The following is a 21,927-nucleotide window of genomic DNA, read 5'->3' as shown; positions in this document are numbered from 1 at the left end:
CTTTTCGGAGTCTTTATGGCCTGGCTACTCGAAATGAAGAACATCACCAAAACCTTCGGCGCCGTTAAGGCCGTGGATAATGTCAGCCTGCGCCTGAACGCTGGCGAGGTGGTCTCGTTATGCGGTGAAAATGGTTCGGGAAAATCGACGCTGATGAAAGTGCTGTGCGGTATCTATCCGCACGGAAGCTATGAGGGGGAGATTATTTTTGCCGGCGAAACGCTGCAGGCAAACCATATTCGCGATACCGAACGCAAAGGCATCGCCATTATTCATCAGGAGCTGGCGCTGGTGAAACATCTCACCGTGCTGGAGAACATTTTCCTCGGCGCCGAGATCTCCCGCCACGGTCTGCTGGATTATGAAACCATGACGCTGCGCTGCCAGAAGCTGCTGGCGCAGGTCAATCTGCCCATTTCGCCCGACACCCGCGTCGGCGACCTCGGCCTCGGTCAGCAGCAGCTGGTGGAGATCGCCAAGGCGCTGAATAAACAGGTTCGCCTGCTGATCCTCGACGAACCGACCGCCTCCTTAACCGAACAAGAGACCGCGACGCTGCTGGCGATCGTTCGCGATCTGCAAAACCACGATATCGCCTGCATCTATATTTCGCACAAGCTCAATGAGGTCAAAGCGATCTCCGATACAATCTGCGTGATCCGCGACGGCCAGCACATCGGCACTCGCGACGCCAGCGGCATGAGCGAAGACGACATCATCACCATGATGGTTGGCCGGGAGCTCACCGCGCTCTATCCCAGCGAACCGCACGCCCACGGCGAGGAGATCCTGCGGGTCGAACACTTGACCGCCTGGCACCCGGTAAACCGTCATATTAAACGGGTCAACGACGTCTCGTTTTCCCTGCGTCGCGGGGAAATCCTTGGCATCGCCGGGCTGGTCGGCGCCGGACGGACCGAGGCGGTGCAGTGCCTGTTCGGCGTCTGGCCGGGGCGCTGGCAGGGGGAGATTTTTATTGATGGCCAGCCGGTCAGCATCACTAACTGTCAGCAGGCCATTGGCCACGGCATCGCCATGGTGCCGGAAGACCGCAAAAAAGACGGTATCGTGCCGGTAATGGCGGTAGGTAAGAACATTACCCTGGCAGCGCTCAGCCAGTTCACCGGCGCGATGAGCAGCCTGGACGACGCCGCCGAGCAGCACTGTATTGAGCAGTCCATTCAGCGATTGAAAATTAAAACCTCCTCGCCGGAGCTGGCGATTGGCCGCCTGAGCGGTGGCAACCAGCAAAAGGCGATTCTGGCCCGCTGTCTGCTGCTTAATCCGCGCATTCTGATCCTCGACGAACCCACCCGCGGCATCGATATCGGGGCGAAGTATGAAATTTATAAACTGATTAACCAGCTGGTGCAGCAGGGCATCGCGGTCATTGTCATTTCATCCGAACTGCCCGAGGTGCTTGGTCTTAGCGATCGGGTGCTGGTCATGCACGAAGGCAGGCTAAAAGCCAATTTGGTTAATCAACATCTGACCCAGGAACAGGTGATGGAAGCCGCGCTGAGGAGCGAACGCCATGTCGAAGAACACGTCGTCTGAAATCAAACTTACTCCAACCGCCCCTACCGCCCTGCCGGCGCTGAAGGGGCTTAACCTCCAGGTCTTCGTGATGATCGCCGCGATCGTCGTCATTATGCTGTTTTTCACCTGGGTTACCGATGGCGCCTACCTGAGCGCACGCAATATCTCCAACCTGCTGCGCCAGACGGCCATCACCGGCATCCTCGCCGTCGGCATGGTGTTTGTGATTATTTCGGCAGAAATCGACCTGTCCGTCGGCTCGATGATGGGGCTTCTCGGCGGCGCGGCAGCGATTTTTGACGTCTGGCTCGGCTGGCCGCTGCCGCTCACCATTCTGGTGACGCTGGTGATGGGCCTGCTGCTCGGCGCGTGGAACGGATGGTGGGTGGCCTATCGTAAGGTTCCCTCGTTTATCGTCACCCTCGCCGGGATGCTGGCGTTTCGCGGCATTCTGATCGGCATCACCAACGGGACCACCGTCTCGCCCACCAGCCCGGCGATGGCGCAGATCGGCCAAAGCTACCTGCCAGATGGCATTGGCTTTGGCATCGGCGTTGTCGGCATGGCAGCGTTCATTATCTGGCAGTGGCGCGGACGGATGCGCCGGCAGGCGTTAGGTCTGGCGACCGCGTCCTCCACCGCCGCTGTTGGCCGCCAGGCCATTACCGCGGTGATTGTGCTGGGCGCAATCTGGCTGCTCAATGACTATCGCGGTGTGCCGACGCCGGTACTGATCCTCGCCGCCCTGCTGCTGGCAGGGCTGTTCATGGCCACTCGTACCGCCTTTGGCCGCCGCATCTACGCCATCGGCGGCAACCTGGAGGCGGCACGCCTGTCCGGGATTAACGTCGAGCGTACCAAGCTGGCGGTGTTTGCCATTAACGGCCTGATGGTCGCCATTGCCGGACTGATCCTCAGCTCGCGCCTCGGCGCGGGGTCGCCCTCGGCGGGCAACATCGCCGAACTGGACGCCATCGCCGCCTGCGTTATCGGCGGCACCAGCCTGGCGGGCGGGATCGGCAGCGTCGCCGGGGCGGTAATGGGGGCGTTTATTATGTCGGCCCTGGATAACGGCATGAGCATGATGGACGTCGCCACCTTCTGGCAATATATCGTCAAAGGCGCCATTTTGCTGCTGGCGGTGTGGATGGACTCCGCCACCAAGCGGCGCGCGTAAGGAAGCGCTCTCTGAAGAATGTCTGAATTCTTTGCGCTACCGCCAAACTTCGCCATAAGGCGCTTGAAATATCTCGGGCATTAGCCGGTAGTGTATACCCAACAGCATTCGGGTTGCAGACGGCGCATCCCGGCCGCGTATCGCGTACGTGGCCGGGGTGAATGAGAAAGCCAGGCCATCGGCAACATCATGAATGAAGGGGTATGACCGGGGTTAGAGCAGGAACATCATCTATGTTTGAAAAGCGTCACCGTATTACGCTGTTATTCAACGCCAACAAAGCTTATGACCGTCAGGTGGTTGAGGGTGTCGGCGAGTATCTGCAGGCCTCCCAGCTGGAGTGGGATATCTTTATTGAAGAGGATTTTCGGGCGCGAATCGAAAACATCAAAGAGTGGTTAGGCGATGGCGTTATCGCCGACTATGACGATCCCGAAATCGAAAAGCTACTGGCCGATGTCAACGTCCCCATCGTCGGCGTCGGCGGCTCTTATCATCAGCCAGAGCAGTACCCGCCGGTCCACTATATCGCCACGGACAACGCCGCGCTGGTGGAAAGCGCCTTTCTTCATCTGAAGGAAAAAGGAGTACACCGCTTCGCGTTTTACGGACTCCCCACCTCCAGCGGTAAACGCTGGGCAGTAGAGCGCGAGTACGCCTTCTGCCAGTTGGTGGCGAAGGAGAAGTATCGCGGCGTGGTCTACCAGGGGCTGGAGACGGCGCCGGAAAACTGGCAGCACGCGCAAAACCGGCTCGCCGACTGGTTGCAAACGCTGCCGCCGCAAACCGGCATCATCGCCGTCACCGACGCCCGCGCCCGCCACGTCCTGCAGGCCTGCGAGCTGCTGCATATCCCGGTGCCAGAGAAACTGTGCGTTATTGGCATCGATAACGAAGAGCTGACCCGCTATCTCTCTCGCGTCGCCCTCTCCTCCGTCGCCCAGGGCACCCGCCAGATGGGTTATCAGGCGGCAAAATTACTCCACCGGCTGCTGAATAACGAGGCGCTCCCGCTGCAGCGCCAGCTGATCCCGCCGATGCGCGTCGTTGAGCGACGCTCCACCGACTACCGGTCGTTAAACGACCCCTCCGTGATTCAGGCGATGCATTACATTCGCAACAACGCCTGCAAAGGTATCAAGGTGGAGCAGGTGCTCGACGCCGTCGGCATTTCACGCTCCAACCTGGAGAAACGCTTTAAAGAGGAAGTGGGGGAGACCATCCACACGGTGATCCACAGCGAGAAACTGGAAAAGGCGCGCAGCCTGCTGGTGTCCACCAGCCTGTCGATCAATGAGATTTCGCAGATGTGCGGCTACCCGTCGCTGCAATATTTCTATTCGGTGTTTAAGAAGGAGTACGACGTGACGCCGAAAGAGTACCGTGACCGGCACAGTGAAGTCATGATGTAGAGAGCAAAGAAAAATGCCCGGGCTTGCGCGCCGGGCATTAATAATGACGTAGATAAGCACATTACATGTGCGCGGCAATTAACCGCTGGTTATCCTGATACATCGCGAAGAGATAGTTGTTGTAGCTCGACCCTTTGGTCGAATACCCCTTCAGCTTATGAATCATGGTGCTGGCCGTTACTTCCTGATCCGCCTTACGCAGCTGCAGGCGCGATTTGCGGAAAGAGGAATAGGCCGGGTGGGTGTTCAGGTTGGTGACGTAAGCCTGCACCGACTGCTCCACCGACTCAAACTGCGAGTAGCCTTTCATCGCGCCGCGGCAGCGACCAGCGCCGCACTTCATGCCGAACAGATTGTTGTTCTCACGCGCCAGCTTAGAGGTACCCCAGCCACTTTCCGCCGCCGCCATGGTCGCAACCATGCTGTTCGGAATAATGTCGACACGCTCAAGCAGCGCGTTCCATGGCACATGACGCGTATTGCCTGACCACTTCACCTTGTAACGCGTCGCGATATCTTTCAGGCGCGCCTTTTCGCTCGGCGACCAGCGAGCATCGTACTGCTTGGAAACAAGCCAGTTACGATCCGCAGTAATCGCCTGATTCTGCTTGGTAATATAAGGCATGACCGTCCGGAGAAACGCTTTTTTCCTTGGTGTTCCGGAAGGGTATTTTCGCAAGTCAGGAAGTGAACTGCTCTTTACACTATTGCGAGAATACTCTTGTTTACTGCTTACCTTAGTACTACTGATCTTCTTAACCGTTGGGGCTTTATGACTCTTTGTTGCTGTGTGCGTTGTTGCCAACACACTACCTGAAAAGACGCAGGTTAGTAACATAAGTATGGCGGCCCCATATCGTCGTATGGGATTCGATATCATCAGGTCTCCTGGTCGGATATATGCATTCCAACACCTTGTTTTTCACAAAAAAACGATAGCTGAATCGCTAATAGTATCAAAAATACGCACTGAGGGCATCAACAGAAATAGTCCAATTCCGAATTGCTGTCATCTGAAATCGGTTTCTGCGCCGCATCGCCAGCGCGAAAATGCTAGCTTCGTCTCATTTTTAGCCTATTTTTTGAGCGGTGTCACTCACCCCTTTTCATCCTCCTGGTAAAACGTCCGCCGGGAGGAGTTCACCCTTGCGGCAACAAGGCACACTAGATAAAAACCGCTCAAGGATCCCGCAATGAAACTCGCTGCGCTTGCCACGTTATTCGTGCCTGGGATGGCCTTTGCCGCCTGGACCACTGCCGACTTCCCTGCTTTCACCGAAGAAGGGACGGGCCGCTTCATCAGCCAGAAAGTGGTTGAGAAGGGTACACGTCCCCTGCAGCTAAATTTTGACCAACAGTGCTGGCAGCCTTCCGGCGGCATTAAGCTCAACCAGATGCTCTCCATGGAACCCTGTCGCGGCACGCCGCCGCAATGGCGCATCTTCCGCCAGGGCCTGTATACCCTGGAGGTGGATACCCGCTCCGGCACGCCGACGATGATGATTTCGCTGGAGGAAAAAGAGGCCAGCGCCGCAGCACCGCAGATCCGCCAGTGTCCGAAGTGGGATGGAAAACCTCTGACCATCGACGTTAGCAAAACCTTCGCCGAGGGCAGTAAGGTTCGCGATTTTTACAGCGGCAATGTCGCGACTGTCAGCGGCGGCAAAATCACTCTGCAGCCCGCCTTCGGCAGCAATGGCCTGCTGCTGCTTGAGCGCGCCGAGACGGCCGCGCCGGCGCCGTTCGACTGGCACAACGCCACCGTCTACTTCGTCCTGACCGACCGCTTCGTGAACGGTAACCCGGCCAACGACAATAGCTATGGCCGACATAAAGACGGCATGCAGGAGATAGGTACCTTCCACGGCGGCGACCTGCAGGGATTAACCAGCAAGCTGGATTATCTGCAGCAGATGGGGGTCAATGCCCTGTGGATCAGCTCCCCGCTCGAGCAGATCCACGGCTGGGTCGGCGGCGGGACGAAAGGCGATTTCCCGCACTACGCCTACCACGGCTATTACACTCAGGACTGGTCGAAACTGGACGCCAACATGGGGACCGAAGCGGATCTCCGCCGGCTGGTGGATGAAGCGCATAAGCGCGGAATACGTATTCTGTTCGACGTGGTGATGAACCATACCGGCTACGCCACCCTGGCCGACATGCAGGAGTTCCAGTTCGGCTCCCTGTATCTGCAAGGGGATGAGCTGAAAAAAACCCTCGGCGAGCGCTGGACGGACTGGAAGCCCGGCGCGGGCCAGACCTGGCACAGCTTTAACGACTATATCAACTTCAGCGACAAGGCCGGTTGGGAGAAGTGGTGGGGTAAGAAGTGGATCCGCACCGATATCGGCGATTACGACAACCCGGGCTATGACGACCTCACCATGTCGCTGGCCTTCCTGCCGGACCTGAAAACCGAATCGAAGGAGGCGTCGGGCCTGCCGAACTTCTATAGCCATAAACCGGACACTGCGGCGAAGGCGATCCCGGGCTATACGCCGCGCGACTACCTGACGCACTGGCTGAGCCAGTGGGTGCGCGACTACGGCATCGACGGCTTCCGCGTCGATACCGCTAAACATGTGGAGATGGATGCCTGGCAGCAGTTAAAAACCCAGGCCACCGCCGCGCTGGCGGAGTGGAAAAAAGCCAATCCGGATAAAGCGCTGGATGCGGCGCCGTTCTGGATGACCGGGGAAGCCTGGGGACACGGGGTGATGGAGAGCGATTACTATCGCCACGGTTTTGATGCGATGATCAATTTCGACTATCAGGACCAGGCGGCGAAAGCGGCGACCTGCATGGCCAACATTGACCTCACCTGGCAGCAAATGGCGGACAAGCTGCAGAGCTTCAACGTGCTGAGCTACCTCTCCTCACACGATACGCGCCTGTTCCGCGAAGGTGGCACCACGGCGGCAGAGCTGCTGCTGCTGGCCCCTGGCGCCGTGCAGATCTTCTATGGTGACGAGTCGTCGCGCCCGCTCGGCCCCACCGGCTCGGACCCGCTGCAGGGCACCCGTTCAGAGATGAACTGGCAGGATGTTAACGGTAAAGCGGCCCGCAGCGTTACCCACTGGCAGAAGATTGGCCAGTTCCGCGCGCGCCATCCGGCGATCGGCATGGGCAAACAGACAACGCTGTCGATGCCGCGGGGTTACGGATTCGTGCGCGAGAGCGGTGAAGACAAAGTGATGGTCATCTGGGCCGGACAACAGCAGTAATACAGGAGTGGCTCCCTGCCCGGCGGGGAGCCATTCAGAACAATACGCTGATAAAATATCGATTCACAGGATAAAAACAAAAATACCCCTCTTCCCTTCGATTTGCACCACGCTGGCGCTGGCGTTATGGTTAGCCACTTTCCAGAACCACCGACAGACGATTCGCGATGACATTTTCCCTTTTCGGCGACAAATTCACCCGTCATTCAGGCATTACCCGCCTGATGGAAGACCTTAATGACGGTCTGCGCACGCCGGGCGCTATTATGCTGGGCGGCGGCAACCCCGCTCAGATCCCGGAGATGAATGACTACTTCCAGCAGTTGCTCTCCGACATGCTGGATAATGGCAAAGCCCTTGATGCGCTTTGTAATTATGATGGTCCGCAGGGCAAGAGCGAGCTGCTGAGCCTGCTGGCGAAGATGCTGCGCGACGAACTGGGCTGGGAGATAGAACCACAGAATATTGCGCTAACAAACGGCAGTCAGAGCGCATTTTTCTACTTATTTAATCTGTTCGCAGGGCGTCGGGCAGATGGCACCACCCGCAAGGTGCTGTTCCCGCTGACGCCGGAATATATCGGCTATGCCGATGCCGGCCTGGAAGAGGATCTGTTCGTTGCCACCCGGCCGAATATCGAACTGCTGCCGGAAGGCCAGTTCAAGTACCACGTTGATTTTGAGCATCTGCAGGTGACGGAGGAGACCGGGATGATCTGCGTCTCGCGTCCCACCAACCCGACCGGCAACGTCATCACTGATGAAGAGCTGATCAAACTGGATGCGCTGGCGAATCAGCACGGGGTCCCGCTGGTGATTGATAACGCCTACGGCGTGCCGTTCCCGGGCATAATCTTCAGCAACGCCCGACCGCTGTGGAATCCGAACATCGTGCTGTGTATGAGCCTGTCCAAGCTCGGCCTGCCGGGCAGCCGCTGCGGGATTATCATCGCCAACGAGAAAATCATTACCGCCATCAGCAACATGAACGGCATTATCAGCCTCGCGCCCGGCGGTATCGGGCCGGCAATGATGTGTGAAATGATTAAACGTCAGGATCTGCTGCGCCTGTCAGAGACAGTGATCAAACCCTTCTATTACCAGCGGGTGCAGGAGACCATCGCCATTATTCGCCGCTATCTGCCGGAGGAGCGCTGCCTTATTCACAAACCGGAGGGGGCGATCTTCCTCTGGCTGTGGTTTAAGGATCTGCCGATCTCCACCGAGCTGCTGTATCAGCGGCTGAAAAAGCGCGGCGTGCTGATGGTGCCGGGGGATTACTTCTTCCCGGGACTCGATAAACCGTGGCCGCATACCCACCAGTGCATGCGCATGAACTATGTGCCGGACCCGCAAAAAATCGAGGCCGGGGTGAAAATTCTCGCCGAAGAGGTTGAATTCGCCTGGCGCGAACAGGAAGCGTAATTCCTGACGCTGCTGACGGGTAACGTCCGTCGGCGGACCCGCTCACGCCAGCGCAAGCCGCTGGCGTTTTTGCGCGCATAGCGCCTCCAGCTCCGCGGGAGCCATCACCCGCAGCGCCTGCGTCGGGCAGGCGGCTACGCAGGCCGGCCCCTCGGCGCGGTGGTGGCATAAATCGCATTTCAGCGCCTGCGCCTGCTGGTTCACCACCGTGACGGTCATCGCGCCGTACGGGCAGGCCACCATGCAGCTTTTACAGCCGATGCAGCGGCGCTGATCGACCCACCAGACGTCCTCCTCCAGACGAATCGCCCCCTGCGGGCAGACGCTGGCGCAGGGCGCATCCTCGCACTGCCGACAGGCCGTCGCCGTTGATATCTCGCCGCTTTTCACCACCCGGATCCGCGGCGCGAAATGGCTTGTCGACAGCATGGACACATCCTGCGCCTGCTGGTGCGCCACCGCGCAGGCCACTTCACAGGTACGACAGCCAATACACTGTTGGGCATTAGCAATAAGAAACCGGTTCATCCTCTGCTCCCTGGGGATAAAACCGCAGGGTGCCAGAATAGTCCCTGCCCGCGCTTTGATCCTGAATGGAATCAGCGCTGTTTTTAGTCACTAGCACAACTGATTTTTCATTACGCTGAATTAATGTGCTCCTTACAGTAGCGGCGCTTCCAGGCGGCAGGCGTGAGGCTGGTGTGCTTACGAAAGATCTTGCGAAAATAACCGACGTCATTAAAGCCACACTGACCCGCGACTTCGGTCAACGACAGTGAATCGCTGATCAACAGCTTTTCCGCCGCTCTGACCCGCTGACGATGGATCGCTTCGGTCAACGTCACGCGGAAAACGTGACGATACACGCGTCCTAAATAGTCAGCATTACAGTGCAGCTCTTTCGCCAGCGTCGAGGCTGAAACAGGCAAGTGGTAACGGGTATGGATGATCTGCTGCGCTTTCCAGGCCAGCGCAGCGCCGGGACTGTCGTCCGGTTTTTCGCTTGCCGCCGCAGCAATCTGCTGCAGTATCAGCAATAACAGGAGCTCCAGCGCCAGGCTGCGGTGAATGTTCTCCTGTTCACGAAGAAACTGGCGAAACAGCGAAATAATGTATTGTGGATCGCTGACGCGGGTATGTTGCGGAACGTTAAGCAGCGCTGGCGGCAGAGACCGGACACTCTCCGTCAGTACTTCAAAATGCAGCCAATAAAATTTCAGGTCGGCGGGAAATTCCCCCACCCCAACATGAGAACGTTCTGGCCACAGCAATAAACTTTCCCCTGCATTAACGTTAAATATTTCATCCTCTTCGCAAATCGTTAACGTTCCCTTTTCGACAAAAATAATTTCCCAGGATTGCAGTTTACGCGCCGGATGGCTGCCGACGCCACGGGAAATAAATAAGCCGCCATTTTGTACGCGAATCGGAAGAGACATGGATAATTCAAGCATATATATTTAATTTTCCGCTAACGAAACGATAAAACATCTCTTTCCAACTGATTATTAATCATAAATTAACGCCTTTCCGGATCGGAATCACATTTTTATGACAAAGTCGGAATCGTTCTCTTTTTATACTTTTCCCTTCCCTTGTTGCCTCGTTTATTCGGTGCAAAATAATTAATGTATTTGCAAAAGACAAAAAATGTCCGCCGGCCAGACAGCGGAATAATTCTGAACATTCTCTTCGGGAGTTATTTATGACTACGGCTCCGATTACGACAAGCGACCTCACGAAGCACATGCAGGACGACAAATTATCTCTCCGTGAAAAAATAGGCTATGGTCTGGGCGACGCCGGTGGAACGGTCATCACCTGCCTGATCATGAACTTTCTCACTTTTTTCTATACTGACGTCTTTGGGCTCACCCCGGCGCTGGTCGGTACTCTGTTCCTTGCGCTGCGCGTGTTTGATGCTATTTCCGATCCGATCATGGGCGTCCTCGCCGATCGGACCCAAAGCCGATGGGGACGTTTTCGCCCCTGGCAGCTATGGATTGCGGTTCCTATTGCAGCGATCGGCGTGCTGACCTTTACCGTGCCGGATGCCGGCATGGGGGTAAAAATCGCCTGGGCCTTCGGCACTTACCTGCTGCTTTCAGTCAGCTATACCGCGATTAACGTCCCTTACTGCGCGCTCATTAATACGATGACCACTCGCCATAGCGAGGTGATCTCCTGCCAGGCATGGCGCTTTGTCCTATGCGGCGTGGCAGGATTCCTGGTCTCCGTGGGCCTGCCGTGGTTGGTTAAAGCGCTCGGTCAGGGGAATACCGCCCAGGGTTATCAGTATGGTGTCGGCGTACTGTGCGCCATCGCGGCGGTGATGTTTTTGTGCTGCTTTTTCTGGGTACGTGAGCGTGTTTCCCTGGAGATGCTCGGCAAATTCACCCTGCGCGAACATATCGCCGGTCTGCGTAAAAACGATCAGTTGTTACTCATGCTGGCGATGTCATTCCTGTTGATCAACGTGTTTAACATTCGCGGTGGCGGCTACATGTACTTCATTACCTATGTACTGGGCGGCTCTACTGGCTATACATCGCTGTTTTTCACCATGGTCACCTTTTCCTCGATTCTGGGCGCCGCGATCGTCAATTGGCTGTCGCGCCACGTTGATACCGTCAAGCTCTATTACTACACCAATCTGGTATTGGCCTTACTGGCGGTGGGGATGTGGTTCCTGCCAACCGGTCCGTCCTGGCAAACGCTATGGCTGGCGGTCATTCTCGGCAATGGCATCATCCTGGGCTTTACCCTACCGCTGCATTTTTCGTTGATGGCCTTCTCTGATGATTATGGCGAATGGAAGACGGGTGTCCGTTCGTCAGGGATGAACTTTGCTTTCAACCTGTTCTTTATCAAGCTGGCATGGGCCTCCAGTGCGGGCATTATCAGCCTGGTATTTATCTACGTTGCTTATCAACCCGGCGCCAGCAACCAGACTCCATCCTCACTATCGGGGATCACGGCGATGGAAACCCTGCTGCCCGCGCTGTTCCATCTGTTGCTGGCCTTCGCTATCCGCGCCTGTAAGCTCAACAATCCCATGATGTCGCGCATTGCAACCGATCTGCGCGCACGTCACATTCAGTCTTAAGGAGAAATCATGGAAGTCGATCTGCACAAACTGAAAGTTAACGATCCGTTTCTGGGTCAGTATCAGCAACTGGTGCGTGATGTCGTCATTCCCTATCAGTGGGATGCCCTCAATGACCGGATCGCCGAGGCTGAACCCAGCCATGCGATAGAAAACTTCCGTATCGCCGCAGGTCAGCAGGCAGGGGAATTCTACGGAATGGTGTTCCAGGATAGCGATGTGGCGAAATGGCTGGAGGCCGTCGCCTGGTCATTGTGTCAGAAGCCAGATGCGGAACTGGAAAAAACCGCCGACGAGGTGATTGAGCTGATTGCCGCCGCGCAATGTGAAGATGGTTATCTGAACACCTATTTTACGGTGAAAGCGCCCGGGGAACGCTGGACCAATCTCGCCGAATGCCATGAATTGTACTGTGCCGGTCACCTGATTGAAGCTGGGGTGGCATTCTTCCAGGCGACCAGTAAACGCCGCCTGCTGGAGGTGGCATGTCGCCTCGCCGATCATATCGACAGCATGTTTGGTCCCGACGACAATCAGCTGCACGGCTACCCGGGACACCCTGAAATAGAGCTAGCGTTAATGCGTTTGTACGATGTGACTCAGGAACCACGCTATATGGCGCTGGCTAATTACTTCGTTGAACAGCGTGGGACACAGCCGCATTTCTATGACATCGAGTATGAAAAACGCGGCAAAACTTCCTTCTGGAATACCTATGGGCCGGCGTGGATGGTGATGGATAAACCCTACAGCCAGGCGCATTTGCCGCTTGCCGAACAGACCACCGCTGTGGGTCACGCGGTTCGCTTTGTTTATTTAATGGCCGGCGTAGCGCACCTTGCGCGCCTGAGCAAGAACGAAGGCAAACGCCAGGATTGCCTGCGGTTATGGAAAAACATGGTCCAGCGTCAGCTGTATATTACGGGCGGCATTGGCTCACAGAGCAGCGGGGAAGCCTTCAGCAGCGATTACGACCTGCCGAATGATACCGTTTATGCGGAAAGCTGCGCCTCTATCGGGCTGATGATGTTCGCGCGCCGCATGCTGGAACTGGAAGCCGACAGCCAATATGCTGATGTAATGGAGCGCGCGCTGTACAATACCGTTCTGGGCGGTATGGCGCTGGACGGTAAACATTTCTTTTACGTCAACCCCTTGGAAGTGCAGCCTAAGTCTTTAAAATTCAATCATATTTATGACCATGTTAAGCCTGTTCGTCAGCGTTGGTTCGGCTGTGCCTGCTGCCCACCGAATATCGCTCGTCTTCTGACCTCACTGGGGCATTATATCTACACGCCACGCGAGGAGGCGTTGTATATCAATCTCTATGTCGGCAATCAGGTCGAGATCCCGGTTGGGGAAAAGACGTTACGCCTGCGTATCAGCGGTGACTATCCCTGGCGGGAACAGGTCAAAATTGTCATCGAATCACCGTCAACAGTGAACCATACGCTGGCGCTGCGTCTACCTGACTGGTGCGAGGGTCCGCACATCACCCTGAACGGCGCGCCGGTCACGCAGGATATTCGCCAGGGCTATCTGCATATCCATCATCTCTGGCAGGAAGGTGACACCCTGATGCTTACCTTGCCGATGCCGGTTCGCCGGGTATATGGCAATCCGCTTGTTCGTCACCAGGCAGGCCAGGTCGCGCTGCAGCGCGGTCCACTGGTCTATTGTCTCGAACAAGCTGATAACGGCGAAGCGCTGCATAACCTGCTGCTGCCACGCGATGCCAGGTTCACGGTGTTTGAAGGAAAGGGGCTGTTTGCTCGCAACATGTTGATTCAGGCTCCAGGCTACAGAAAACATGCAGAAAACGCCGACGCGCAGAATCTCTGGAGCTACGATCACCCGCTGGCCACCCCCCATTCACAGACGCTGACCTTTATTCCCTGGTTTAGCTGGGCAAACCGCGGAGAAGGCGAAATGCGTATCTGGGTACGGGAAGCCGAATAAGGCCCGGCACAGTGCGACCTCCTCTTCCCCGGCAACACAGCGTTCGCTGTCCGCCGGGGAGCAGGCGTTAATGATTACAGAAACAACGCCTTATCGCGCAGGATATGATCGTTGCCGCGACGGCGGGTGAAGCCAATCCGATCGAAATACTCCAGGATCTGGATCGCCAGCTTCCGCCCTACGTTTAAGGTATCGCGAAAATCCGCCGCGCAGGTTGACCCGCGCAGTTGATCCAGCTCGCGCACCCGCTGGGCGAACTGCACAATGCGATCGTTGCGGTAGTAACGATCCTTGACGATCGCGGTAATTATCCCCTGCTGCGCCGCCTGGCGCAGCACCGCGCGCATCAGGGACTCTTCCACATGGACTTCGCGCGCGAGATCGCGCACCCACCAGGGATCATCGCCGAACAGGGTCTCCACCTTCTGCCAGACCGCCTGCTGCTCGTCGGTAAACCCGGCTTTATGCTCGGGCAGATGCAGCCAGCCGTGATGGCTGCGGACTAAGCCGCTCTCGCGCATCTGCTCAATCAGCAGCAGCACCAGCGCTTCATCTTCCATCGGCAGCGCGATGCGGCGCAGACGCTCCCGGCCAGGGCCGGGCTCGTCGCGATGCTGTTCATGGTAGCGCGCCAGGGCATCCAACAATTTTCGCTGCCAGCGGGCGGCAAGCGGCGCGCTAAGCAAGCGCTGTCCGGCCTGCAGATAGTCAGGCCGCTGGATCAAGGCCGCCATTCCGGTTTCACTCAGCTGCCGAGCCCAGGCGAAGCGCTCAAGCCGGACGGCGTCCCGCTGCAGATGCAGCTCCAGGGCCTGCGCATCGTCAGCGCCAACCGCCGCCAGGGCGTGCAACCACTGCAAATACTCCGGTTTACGCTTGCCGCGGCGCGGGGGATCCAGCGTCACCACTCGTGCGCCGGCCAACGTCAAGCGAGCAGAGATATCGCGTAGTACCAGCCGGTCGTTATCCGCCAGCCACAGCGGGGTATCCAGCACCAGCTCCGCCAGGTCGCCCTCAAGGAGCGACACCCGGCCGGTGATGTGGCTGGCAGCGTGGTGAATATGCAGCGGCTGCCACTGGCTGAGCGGCGTATGGCACTGCAGTTCGACAATCACCCGCTCTGCAGGCTCCGGCGGCGGGGAAGAGAGCAGCCAGTCGCCGCGGTGCAATGCCTCTTTCTGCGCATCGCCGACAATGTTCAGCGCAATACGCTGCCCGGCTTGCGCCTGCTCAACCGCTTGATTCTGGGCATGCAGACCGCGGACGCGCATCGGCGTGTTGACGCCGGTAAGCCACAGGGTATCCCCGACCCGTACTTCGCCGGAGAGCGCCGTCCCGGTGACCACCAGCCCCGCCCCTTTGACGGTGAAAGCGCGATCCAGCGCCAGGCGAAAACGCCGCTGCTGCGGATGGGGGCGCTCCGCAAGCTGCAGCAGATGGCTGCGCAGTTCGGCAATACCGAGGTTTTCCACCGCCGCGGTGGGGAAGAAAGCGGCGGCGTCAAAGCCAAGTTCGCGCAGGGCCTGCTCGACCTCCGCCTGAACCTCCGCCACCCGGGCGGCCGTCACGCGGTCCGTCTTGGTGAGCGCCACGGTCAGCGTCGGCTTTCCGGTCAGCTGCAGGATCGCCAGGTGTTCGCGGGTTTGCGCCATCACCCCGTCATCGCAGGCCACCACCAGCAGCGCATGGTCGATCCCACCCACCCCCGCCAGCATGTTGGACAAAAACTTTTCGTGCCCGGGCACGTCAATAAACCCCAGCACCCGCCCGTCCGGCTGCGGCCAGTAGGCATAGCCGAGATCGATCGTCATTCCCCGCGCTTTCTCTTCCGGCAGACGATCGGCATTCACGCCGGTTATCGCCTGCAGCAGCGTCGTTTTGCCGTGGTCAACATGTCCAGCGGTGGCAATAATCATCGTAACAACATCTCCATAAACCGGGTTTCATCTTCCAGACAGCGCAGATCCAGCCAGAGCCGGCCGTCATAAATGCGGCCAATCACCGGGCATGGCAGCCTGCGCCAGCGGGCCGCCAAAGCCTCCAGCCGGCTGCCGCGGCCGTCATGGGGGGTAAAGGTCAACGCCGCGCCAGGCAGACGGTCGACGGGTAACGAGCCGCTGCCAATCTGCGACTGGCAGGCTGCCACGTTGACGGCAAAATCAGCATAGTGTGCCGCCAGGGCAGGCTGCAGGCGTTCAGCCTGCCGGCGGATCTCGTCCGCCGGGCGGGTGAGCAGGCGCAGCGTCGGTAAGGTTTCCCGCAGCGCTTCCGGATGCTGATAGAGGCGCAGCGTGGCTTCCAGCGCCGCGAGAGTCATTTTATCCGCGCGCAGGGCCCGCTTCAGCGGATGGCTCTGCAGGCGGGCAATCAGCGCGCGTTTGCCGACGATAATTCCGGCCTGCGGGCCGCCGAGCAGCTTGTCGCCAGAGAAACTGACCAGGCTCACCCCGGCGGCGATCATCTCTTGCGGCATCGGCTCCTTCGGCAGGCCATACTGACTGAGATCCACCAGCGACCCGCTGCCCAGGTCGGCCACTACCGGGACGTCCAGCTCGCGGCCGATGACCGCCAGCTCCGCTTCGTCGACGGCTTTGGTAAAGCCTTCAATGCTGTAGTTGCTGGTGTGGACCTTCATCAGCAGGGCGGTATTGTCATTCACCGCCTGGCGATAGTCTTTGGCGTGGGTGCGGTTGGTGGTGCCCACTTCGTGCAGCTGACAACCTGCCTGACGCATCACGTCGGGAATGCGGAACGCCCCGCCGATCTCCACCAGCTCGCCGCGGGAGACCACCACCTCCCTGCCGCTGGCGGTGGCCGCCAGCATCAGCAGCACGGCCGCCGCGTTGTTGTTCACGATACAGGCATCTTCCGCGCCGGTGATCTGGCACAGCAGATCGGCAATAGCGCGATCGCGATGGCCGCGCCCGGCGTCGTCGAGATCATATTCGAGCGTCACCGGCGCGCGCATCGCGCTGACGACCGCCTCCACCGCCGCCTCAGCCTGGATGGCGCGCCCGAGATTGGTGTGCAGCACCGTACCGGTGAGATTAAACACCGGACGCAGGGCGCTCTGCCGGCTGGCGGTCAGCCGCTGCGCGCAGGCACTCAGCCAGTCATGGCTCCAGTCAGGCAGTGTCTGACACTGGCGGATCTGTTCCCGCGCCTCATCCAGCATCTGGCGCAGCTGCGTCACCACCTGCGAATGGCCGTGCTGCGCCAGCAGGGAGGAAAAAGCGGGGTCGCGGAGTAAGCGGTCAATGGCCGGAAGCCGGGTATAAAGCGCACGAATTTCGGTAGTCATGAATGGGCCTGGCGGTAAGTTATTTTCCCCCCTCCCGACGGGAGAGGGAGTCAACAATCAGCGGCGATTGTAACGCCTCCTTGCGCAAACTGTTACCTGCCTGGGTCAAGTCCGCGGCGGTTCGGTGCGCGCAAAGCTGGCGCGCTGGAACAGCGCATCCACCAACTTCACCAACTGCGGCCGGGTGGCGCACCAGCCCGGCGCCACCCGGCGAAAGTTCAGGTAGGCAATGGCGCAGGCCGTAGAGATGGTCGCCAGATTGACCTCGTCGCCGCGTAGCGTTCCGTCCGCCGCGCAGGCTTCCAGCCTGTCGAGGCCGCGCGCCACTTTCTCCCGCTGGCGGAGCAGCTCTTGCTCTGACTGTTGGGCCGCAGGGCGAGCTTTTTCGCGCACCAGCGCCTGGGCGGCCTCCATCACCCCATCTGCCAGCGCCTCAAGCTGGCGCATCCTGAGAGCGGCTCTGGGATCGGCGGGGATCATCGGCGGCGCCACGCCCAGCAGCTCGAGATACTGCGCGATAACCGGAGAATCAAACCAGCATTCGCCGTCATCTGTCACCAGCGCCGGCACTTTGCCCAGCGGGTTATAGCGCGACACGCCGTTGCTTTCGCTGTAGGGGGATTCGTTGACAAATTCAAAAGGGATGCGCTTTTCCAGCAAGATCACCGATATTTTGCGCACAAAGGGACTGGTGTAGCTGCCGATCAGTTTCATAGCCTGCTCCTTATCGCCAACAAAGATATGAGTATGGCTCAGGGCGAGGTAAAAGGCAGGTGAGCATCCCGCTCAAACTGCCGCCGATCGCATTAATGGTCGAGATAGAGGTAGTGCATCCAACTGGTCATGCGCAGCAGCACTTTACGCATCACCGAAACGTGGGCGAAATGGTCGGAGTAGACCGCCACCTGCGCATAGATGCCATCGGGTAGTGCATCGATTTCGGCATTCGGATCGAGCTCAATGGTCGCCAGCACGCCATCGCTGCCCGGCGTCACGGTCAGCGACTGCAACGCCCCCTGCGCCTGATAGGTTCCCCCCGGCACCACCGGTAAAATGCTCACCAGTTTGCCGTGGAATACCTGTCCGGGCAGGGCATTAAACACCGCTTCCGCGTCGTCGCCCTTCTCCAGCCTTAACAGCGAATTTTGCCTGAACTGGGCGACGATCAGCCTTTTTTGCTCAGGGATAAACACCATCACCGGCCGCAGCGGCAGCGAGGCAGCGTAGGTCCCCGGACGGATCAACACTTGAGTGATATACCCATCGCTGGGCGCCCGCACGGTAGTCTGGTCGAGATTGTACTTCGCCTCCGCCAGCTGGGCGCGCAGGCTAACCACCTGCGACTGCTCGCCGTTGATCATGCTATCCAGCTGGCTCTGGATCTGCGCCTGTTCCGCCACCGACGCCTTGACCAGCGCGTCCTGGGCCAGATAATTCTGCCGGGCGTTATCGATGTCGCTTTCTGAGAACGGATTCACCCGGGCCTGGCTCCCTTTCAGGTAACGTTGATAGTCTTTATATAAGCGATCGCGTTCCGCCGATACGCGGGTGGTGTTGGCCTGGGCTTCAGAGAGCTGCGCCTTGAGGGTGTTAATACTGTGCAGCGCTGTCACCAGGTCGGCCTGCAGACGGTCGACCCGCGCCTGATAGCGCGCCGGGTCAATAGTAAAAAGCACCTCGCCCTTTTTGACGCGCTGATTCGCTTTGTCGGTGACGCTGTCAACTACTCCGGTAACCTGCGGCGTGATAGGAATAGATATCACCGCCTTTTGCGCCAGAAAGGTGTAAGGGTGGTTATAATTCATTAATAAAATAAGCGCGCTAACAATAAATACGCCCCCCAGCGCCGCGGTGGGAACTGTCCATTTATTTACCGGTATTTTGAAAATTTTAAATATCGACCAGGCGATAGCCACGTAGGTCAAAATTATCAACAGATCCATAGTTTATTTCTCCGCCGCAGAGGTGGACTGTGGCCGCTGGATGGCCGCCACCTGATGTTCAAGGTCGCTCAGTCGTTGGCGAAGCTGTTGTATATCGCTTTCTTTTTCAGGTTCGTCGGGGTCCGTATTCGCCTTATGCTGCATGCCCCAGCCGCGCTCAGGTTGGTACAGCGTGGCCCATATCCATAAAAACGGCCAGATGACATGGAGAGTAAAAAGACTGACCCATCCGGCGACATGAATAGCATCGGAATGGGGGTGGTTGCGTTTTTTGGCAATCAAATAAGGAATATCGTGAATAACGATAATCCCATAAAAAATGACCAGAAAAACGAAGATCAGAACACCCAGCGCAAAATAATTGAGAAACATAATTCCCTCGGCTTTACGCTAATAATTTATATAAATTTTATTCACGCCCCACTGACATCCGGGCCGCTGATTTGAGCATAATTCACCCCTTTCATTTTTGCCATCCGGTGGAAAAAAGTTATTTAACCAACATGGTTGCTTAGTTACACAGCCACCTCGCCCTGGCCGCAAAACCGGGCCGAGATCACAGCGGCGAAAATCCACTGTGAAATTCTTTGTGATCAAAATCACAAACAAACAACAAAAACACGAAACAAAATTGTGACAAATATCACACAAAATCGCAGATTAGCGGCAAAAACGACGGTCTGTTGTTTTTTTACACAGCAATTATGTGATCGCAATCACTACAAAACCCATCGCGCCCCCTATATTCATGTGATCTATGTCACATAAAAAGGCGTTGGCTGGACAGCTAAACGATTCAGTGCCAGATTTCGCACTATCAATCAGGGCCCGGCTACCTCTGCCGCCACATTAACAACAAACCTCGGGCTTTTAGCCTGCGCGATACGCAAAACAGAAGAAGGGGTGTTTTATGTCATCCGATATCAAGATCAAAGTGCAAAGCTTTGGTCGTTTTCTCAGCAATATGGTGATGCCGAATATCGGCGCGTTTATCGCGTGGGGTATCATCACCGCGCTTTTCATTCCGACAGGGTGGTTGCCAAACGAAACGCTGGCGAAGCTGGTCGGTCCGATGATCACCTACCTGCTGCCGCTGCTGATCGGTTACACCGGCGGTAAATTAGTCGGCGGCGAACGTGGCGGCGTGGTCGGGGCGATCACCACCATGGGCGTTATCGTCGGCGCGGATATGCCGATGTTCCTCGGCTCCATGATTGCCGGCCCGCTGGGCGGCTACTGCATTAAGAAGTTCGATAACTGGGTCGACGGTAAGATCAAATCCGGTTTTGAAATGCTGGTGAATAACTTCTCCGCCGGCATCATCGGGATGATCCTCGCTATTCTTGCCTTCCTCGGCATCGGCCCGGCGGTAGAAGTTCTGTCGAAAATTCTGGCGGCTGGCGTTAACTTCATGGTGGCGCACGACATGCTGCCGCTGGCGTCTATCTTCGTGGAACCGGCGAAAATCCTGTTCCTTAACAACGCCATCAACCACGGTATCTTCTCGCCGCTGGGTATTCAGCAGTCCCACGAGCTGGGTAAATCCATCTTCTTCCTGATTGAAGCGAACCCGGGTCCGGGGATGGGCGTTCTGCTGGCGTACATGTTCTTTGGCCGCGGCAGCGCTAAACAGTCTGCAGGCGGGGCGGCTATCATCCACTTCCTGGGTGGTATCCATGAAATCTACTTCCCGTACGTGCTGATGAACCCGCGTCTGATCCTGGCCGTTATCCTCGGCGGGATGACCGGTGTCTTCACCCTGACCATCCTCAACGGCGGTCTGGTCTCTCCGGCTTCCCCGGGCTCTATCCTGGCGGTGCTGGCGATGACGCCGAAAGGAGCCTACTTCGCGAACATCGCAGCCATTATCGCCGCGATGGCGGTCTCCTTCGTGGTCTCTGCGGTTCTGCTGAAGACCAGCAAAGTCAAAGAAGAAGACGATATCGAAGCGGCAACCCGTCGTATGCATGACATGAAGGCGCAATCAAAAGGCGCCAACCCGCTGGCGGCAGGCAATGTCACCAACGACCTGAGCCATGTGCGGAAAATCATCGTCGCTTGCGACGCCGGGATGGGTTCCAGCGCCATGGGCGCCGGGGTACTACGCAAGAAAGTGCAGGATGCCGGCCTGAGCAACATCTCGGTCACCAACAGCGCGATCAATAATCTGCCGCCGGATGTTGACCTGGTGATCACCCACCGCGACCTGACCGAGCGCGCCATGCGCCAGGTACCGCAGGCGCAGCATATTTCGCTGACCAACTTCCTCGACAGCGGTCTCTACACCAGCCTGACCGAGCGTCTGGTGGCGGCCCAGCGCCACATCGACAACGAAGTCAAAGTCACTGATAGCCTGAAAGACAGCTTTGATGATACTGACAAAAACCTGTTCAAGCTGGGTGCGGATAACATCTTCCTCGGTCGCAAAGCGGCCACAAAAGAAGAAGCCATCCGCTTCGCCGGCGAGCAACTGGTGAAAGGCGGCTACGTTGAGCCGGAATATGTGCAGGCGATGCTGGACCGCGAAAAACTGACCTCGACCTATCTTGGCGAGTCCATCGCGGTGCCGCACGGCACCATCGAAGCGAAAGACCGCGTGCTGAAAACCGGCGTCGTCTTCTGCCAGTACCCGGAAGGGGTGCGCTTTGGGGAAGATGAAGACGATGTTGCCCGCCTGGTGATCGGCATCGCCGCCCGCAACAACGAGCACATTCAGGTGATTACCAGCCTGACCAACGCGCTGGATGACGAAACGGTGATTGAGCGACTGGCGAACACCACCAGCGTCGACGACGTACTGGCGCTGCTGAATAAATAAACAGACCGGTCCATTCCCTCT

16 protein-coding genes are annotated in these 21,927 nt (G+C 57.7%); 8 read left to right on the top strand and 8 right to left on the bottom strand.

Going from position 1 to position 21,927, the window contains the following annotated elements; all coding sequences use genetic code 11:
- The first annotated feature begins 15 nt into the window (after positions 1–15).
- The 3 genes from ABLV64_RS20240 to xylR all read left to right on the top strand — a co-directional run bounded on the left by ABLV64_RS20240 (position 16) and on the right by xylR (position 4,128).
- Positions 16–1,557 (top strand): xylose ABC transporter ATP-binding protein, encoded by a 1,542-nt coding sequence (locus ABLV64_RS20240; protein WP_017900028.1) that lies wholly within the window; start codon positions 16–18, stop codon positions 1,555–1,557.
- On the top strand, positions 1,535–2,716 hold the full coding sequence (xylH, locus tag ABLV64_RS20235; RefSeq protein ID WP_017900029.1) for a xylose ABC transporter permease XylH: 1,182 nt from the start codon (positions 1,535–1,537) through the stop codon (positions 2,714–2,716). Before ABLV64_RS20240 ends, xylH begins: the two co-directional genes overlap by 23 nt.
- A gap of 233 nt (positions 2,717–2,949) precedes the next feature.
- Entirely contained in the window at positions 2,950–4,128 is a 1,179-nt protein-coding gene (xylR, locus tag ABLV64_RS20230) for a D-xylose utilization transcriptional activator XylR (RefSeq protein ID WP_004205023.1), read from the top strand.
- 61 nt (positions 4,129–4,189) lie between these two features.
- Here xylR and ABLV64_RS20225 read toward each other — a convergent pair whose 3' ends face one another.
- A complete protein-coding gene (locus tag ABLV64_RS20225) occupies positions 4,190–5,008 on the bottom strand; it encodes a protein bax (RefSeq protein ID WP_017900030.1) in 819 nt (272 codons plus the stop codon).
- 313 nt (positions 5,009–5,321) lie between these two features.
- Between ABLV64_RS20225 and ABLV64_RS20220 the strand changes: the two genes are divergently transcribed.
- Both ABLV64_RS20220 and avtA read left to right on the top strand, forming a co-directional pair.
- Entirely contained in the window at positions 5,322–7,355 is a 2,034-nt protein-coding gene (locus tag ABLV64_RS20220; protein WP_017900031.1) for an alpha-amylase, read from the top strand.
- 167 nt (positions 7,356–7,522) lie between these two features.
- Entirely contained in the window at positions 7,523–8,779 is a 1,257-nt protein-coding gene (gene avtA, locus ABLV64_RS20215; protein ID WP_004205026.1) for a valine--pyruvate transaminase, read from the top strand.
- A gap of 42 nt (positions 8,780–8,821) precedes the next feature.
- On the opposite strand, the gene ABLV64_RS20210 is transcribed toward avtA, so the two are convergent.
- Both ABLV64_RS20210 and ABLV64_RS20205 read right to left on the bottom strand, forming a co-directional pair.
- Positions 8,822–9,307 (bottom strand): 4Fe-4S dicluster domain-containing protein, encoded by a 486-nt coding sequence (locus ABLV64_RS20210; RefSeq protein ID WP_004205027.1) that lies wholly within the window; start codon positions 9,305–9,307, stop codon positions 8,822–8,824.
- A gap of 110 nt (positions 9,308–9,417) precedes the next feature.
- Entirely contained in the window at positions 9,418–10,233 is an 816-nt protein-coding gene (locus tag ABLV64_RS20205; protein ID WP_004205028.1) for a helix-turn-helix domain-containing protein, read from the bottom strand.
- A 251-nt stretch (positions 10,234–10,484) separates the two neighbouring features.
- Here ABLV64_RS20205 and ABLV64_RS20200 point away from each other — a divergent pair, with 251 nt between their 5' ends.
- A complete protein-coding gene (locus ABLV64_RS20200; RefSeq protein ID WP_348843355.1) occupies positions 10,485–11,885 on the top strand; it encodes an MFS transporter in 1,401 nt (466 codons plus the stop codon).
- A gap of 9 nt (positions 11,886–11,894) precedes the next feature.
- Positions 11,895–13,844, top strand: a complete 1,950-nt coding sequence (locus ABLV64_RS20195; protein WP_348843354.1) for a glycoside hydrolase family 127 protein — start codon at positions 11,895–11,897, stop codon at positions 13,842–13,844.
- A 74-nt stretch (positions 13,845–13,918) separates the two neighbouring features.
- Here ABLV64_RS20195 and selB read toward each other — a convergent pair whose 3' ends face one another.
- From selB to ABLV64_RS20170, 5 genes are all read right to left on the bottom strand, one after another.
- Positions 13,919–15,760: a selenocysteine-specific translation elongation factor gene (selB, locus tag ABLV64_RS20190; RefSeq protein WP_064150999.1), complete on the bottom strand. Its 1,842-nt coding sequence runs from the start codon at positions 15,758–15,760 to the stop codon at positions 13,919–13,921.
- On the bottom strand, positions 15,757–17,145 hold the full coding sequence (selA, locus tag ABLV64_RS20185) for an L-seryl-tRNA(Sec) selenium transferase (RefSeq protein ID WP_004205032.1): 1,389 nt from the start codon (positions 17,143–17,145) through the stop codon (positions 15,757–15,759). The genes selB and selA overlap by 4 nt, the downstream gene beginning before the upstream one ends.
- 105 nt (positions 17,146–17,250) lie before the next feature.
- Entirely contained in the window at positions 17,251–17,859 is a 609-nt protein-coding gene (locus tag ABLV64_RS20180) for a glutathione S-transferase (RefSeq protein ID WP_017900037.1), read from the bottom strand.
- 92 nt (positions 17,860–17,951) lie between these two features.
- Positions 17,952–19,088: an HlyD family secretion protein gene (locus tag ABLV64_RS20175; protein WP_004205034.1), complete on the bottom strand. Its 1,137-nt coding sequence runs from the start codon at positions 19,086–19,088 to the stop codon at positions 17,952–17,954.
- A gap of 3 nt (positions 19,089–19,091) precedes the next feature.
- Positions 19,092–19,460: a DUF3302 domain-containing protein gene (locus tag ABLV64_RS20170; RefSeq protein WP_004205035.1), complete on the bottom strand. Its 369-nt coding sequence runs from the start codon at positions 19,458–19,460 to the stop codon at positions 19,092–19,094.
- Between the two features lie 538 nt (positions 19,461–19,998).
- Between ABLV64_RS20170 and mtlA the strand changes: the two genes are divergently transcribed.
- On the top strand, positions 19,999–21,906 hold the full coding sequence (gene mtlA / locus ABLV64_RS20165; RefSeq protein ID WP_017900038.1) for a PTS mannitol transporter subunit IICBA: 1,908 nt from the start codon (positions 19,999–20,001) through the stop codon (positions 21,904–21,906).
- The last annotated feature ends 21 nt before the right edge of the window (positions 21,907–21,927 follow it).

The sequence above is a fragment of the Klebsiella sp. JB_Kp031 genome (genome assembly GCF_040064295.1).
Lineage (GTDB): Bacteria > Pseudomonadota > Gammaproteobacteria > Enterobacterales > Enterobacteriaceae > Klebsiella > Klebsiella quasipneumoniae.
The sequence above is the reverse complement of the archived record's forward strand: the minus strand, read 5'-3'. Positions and strand labels throughout refer to the sequence as shown.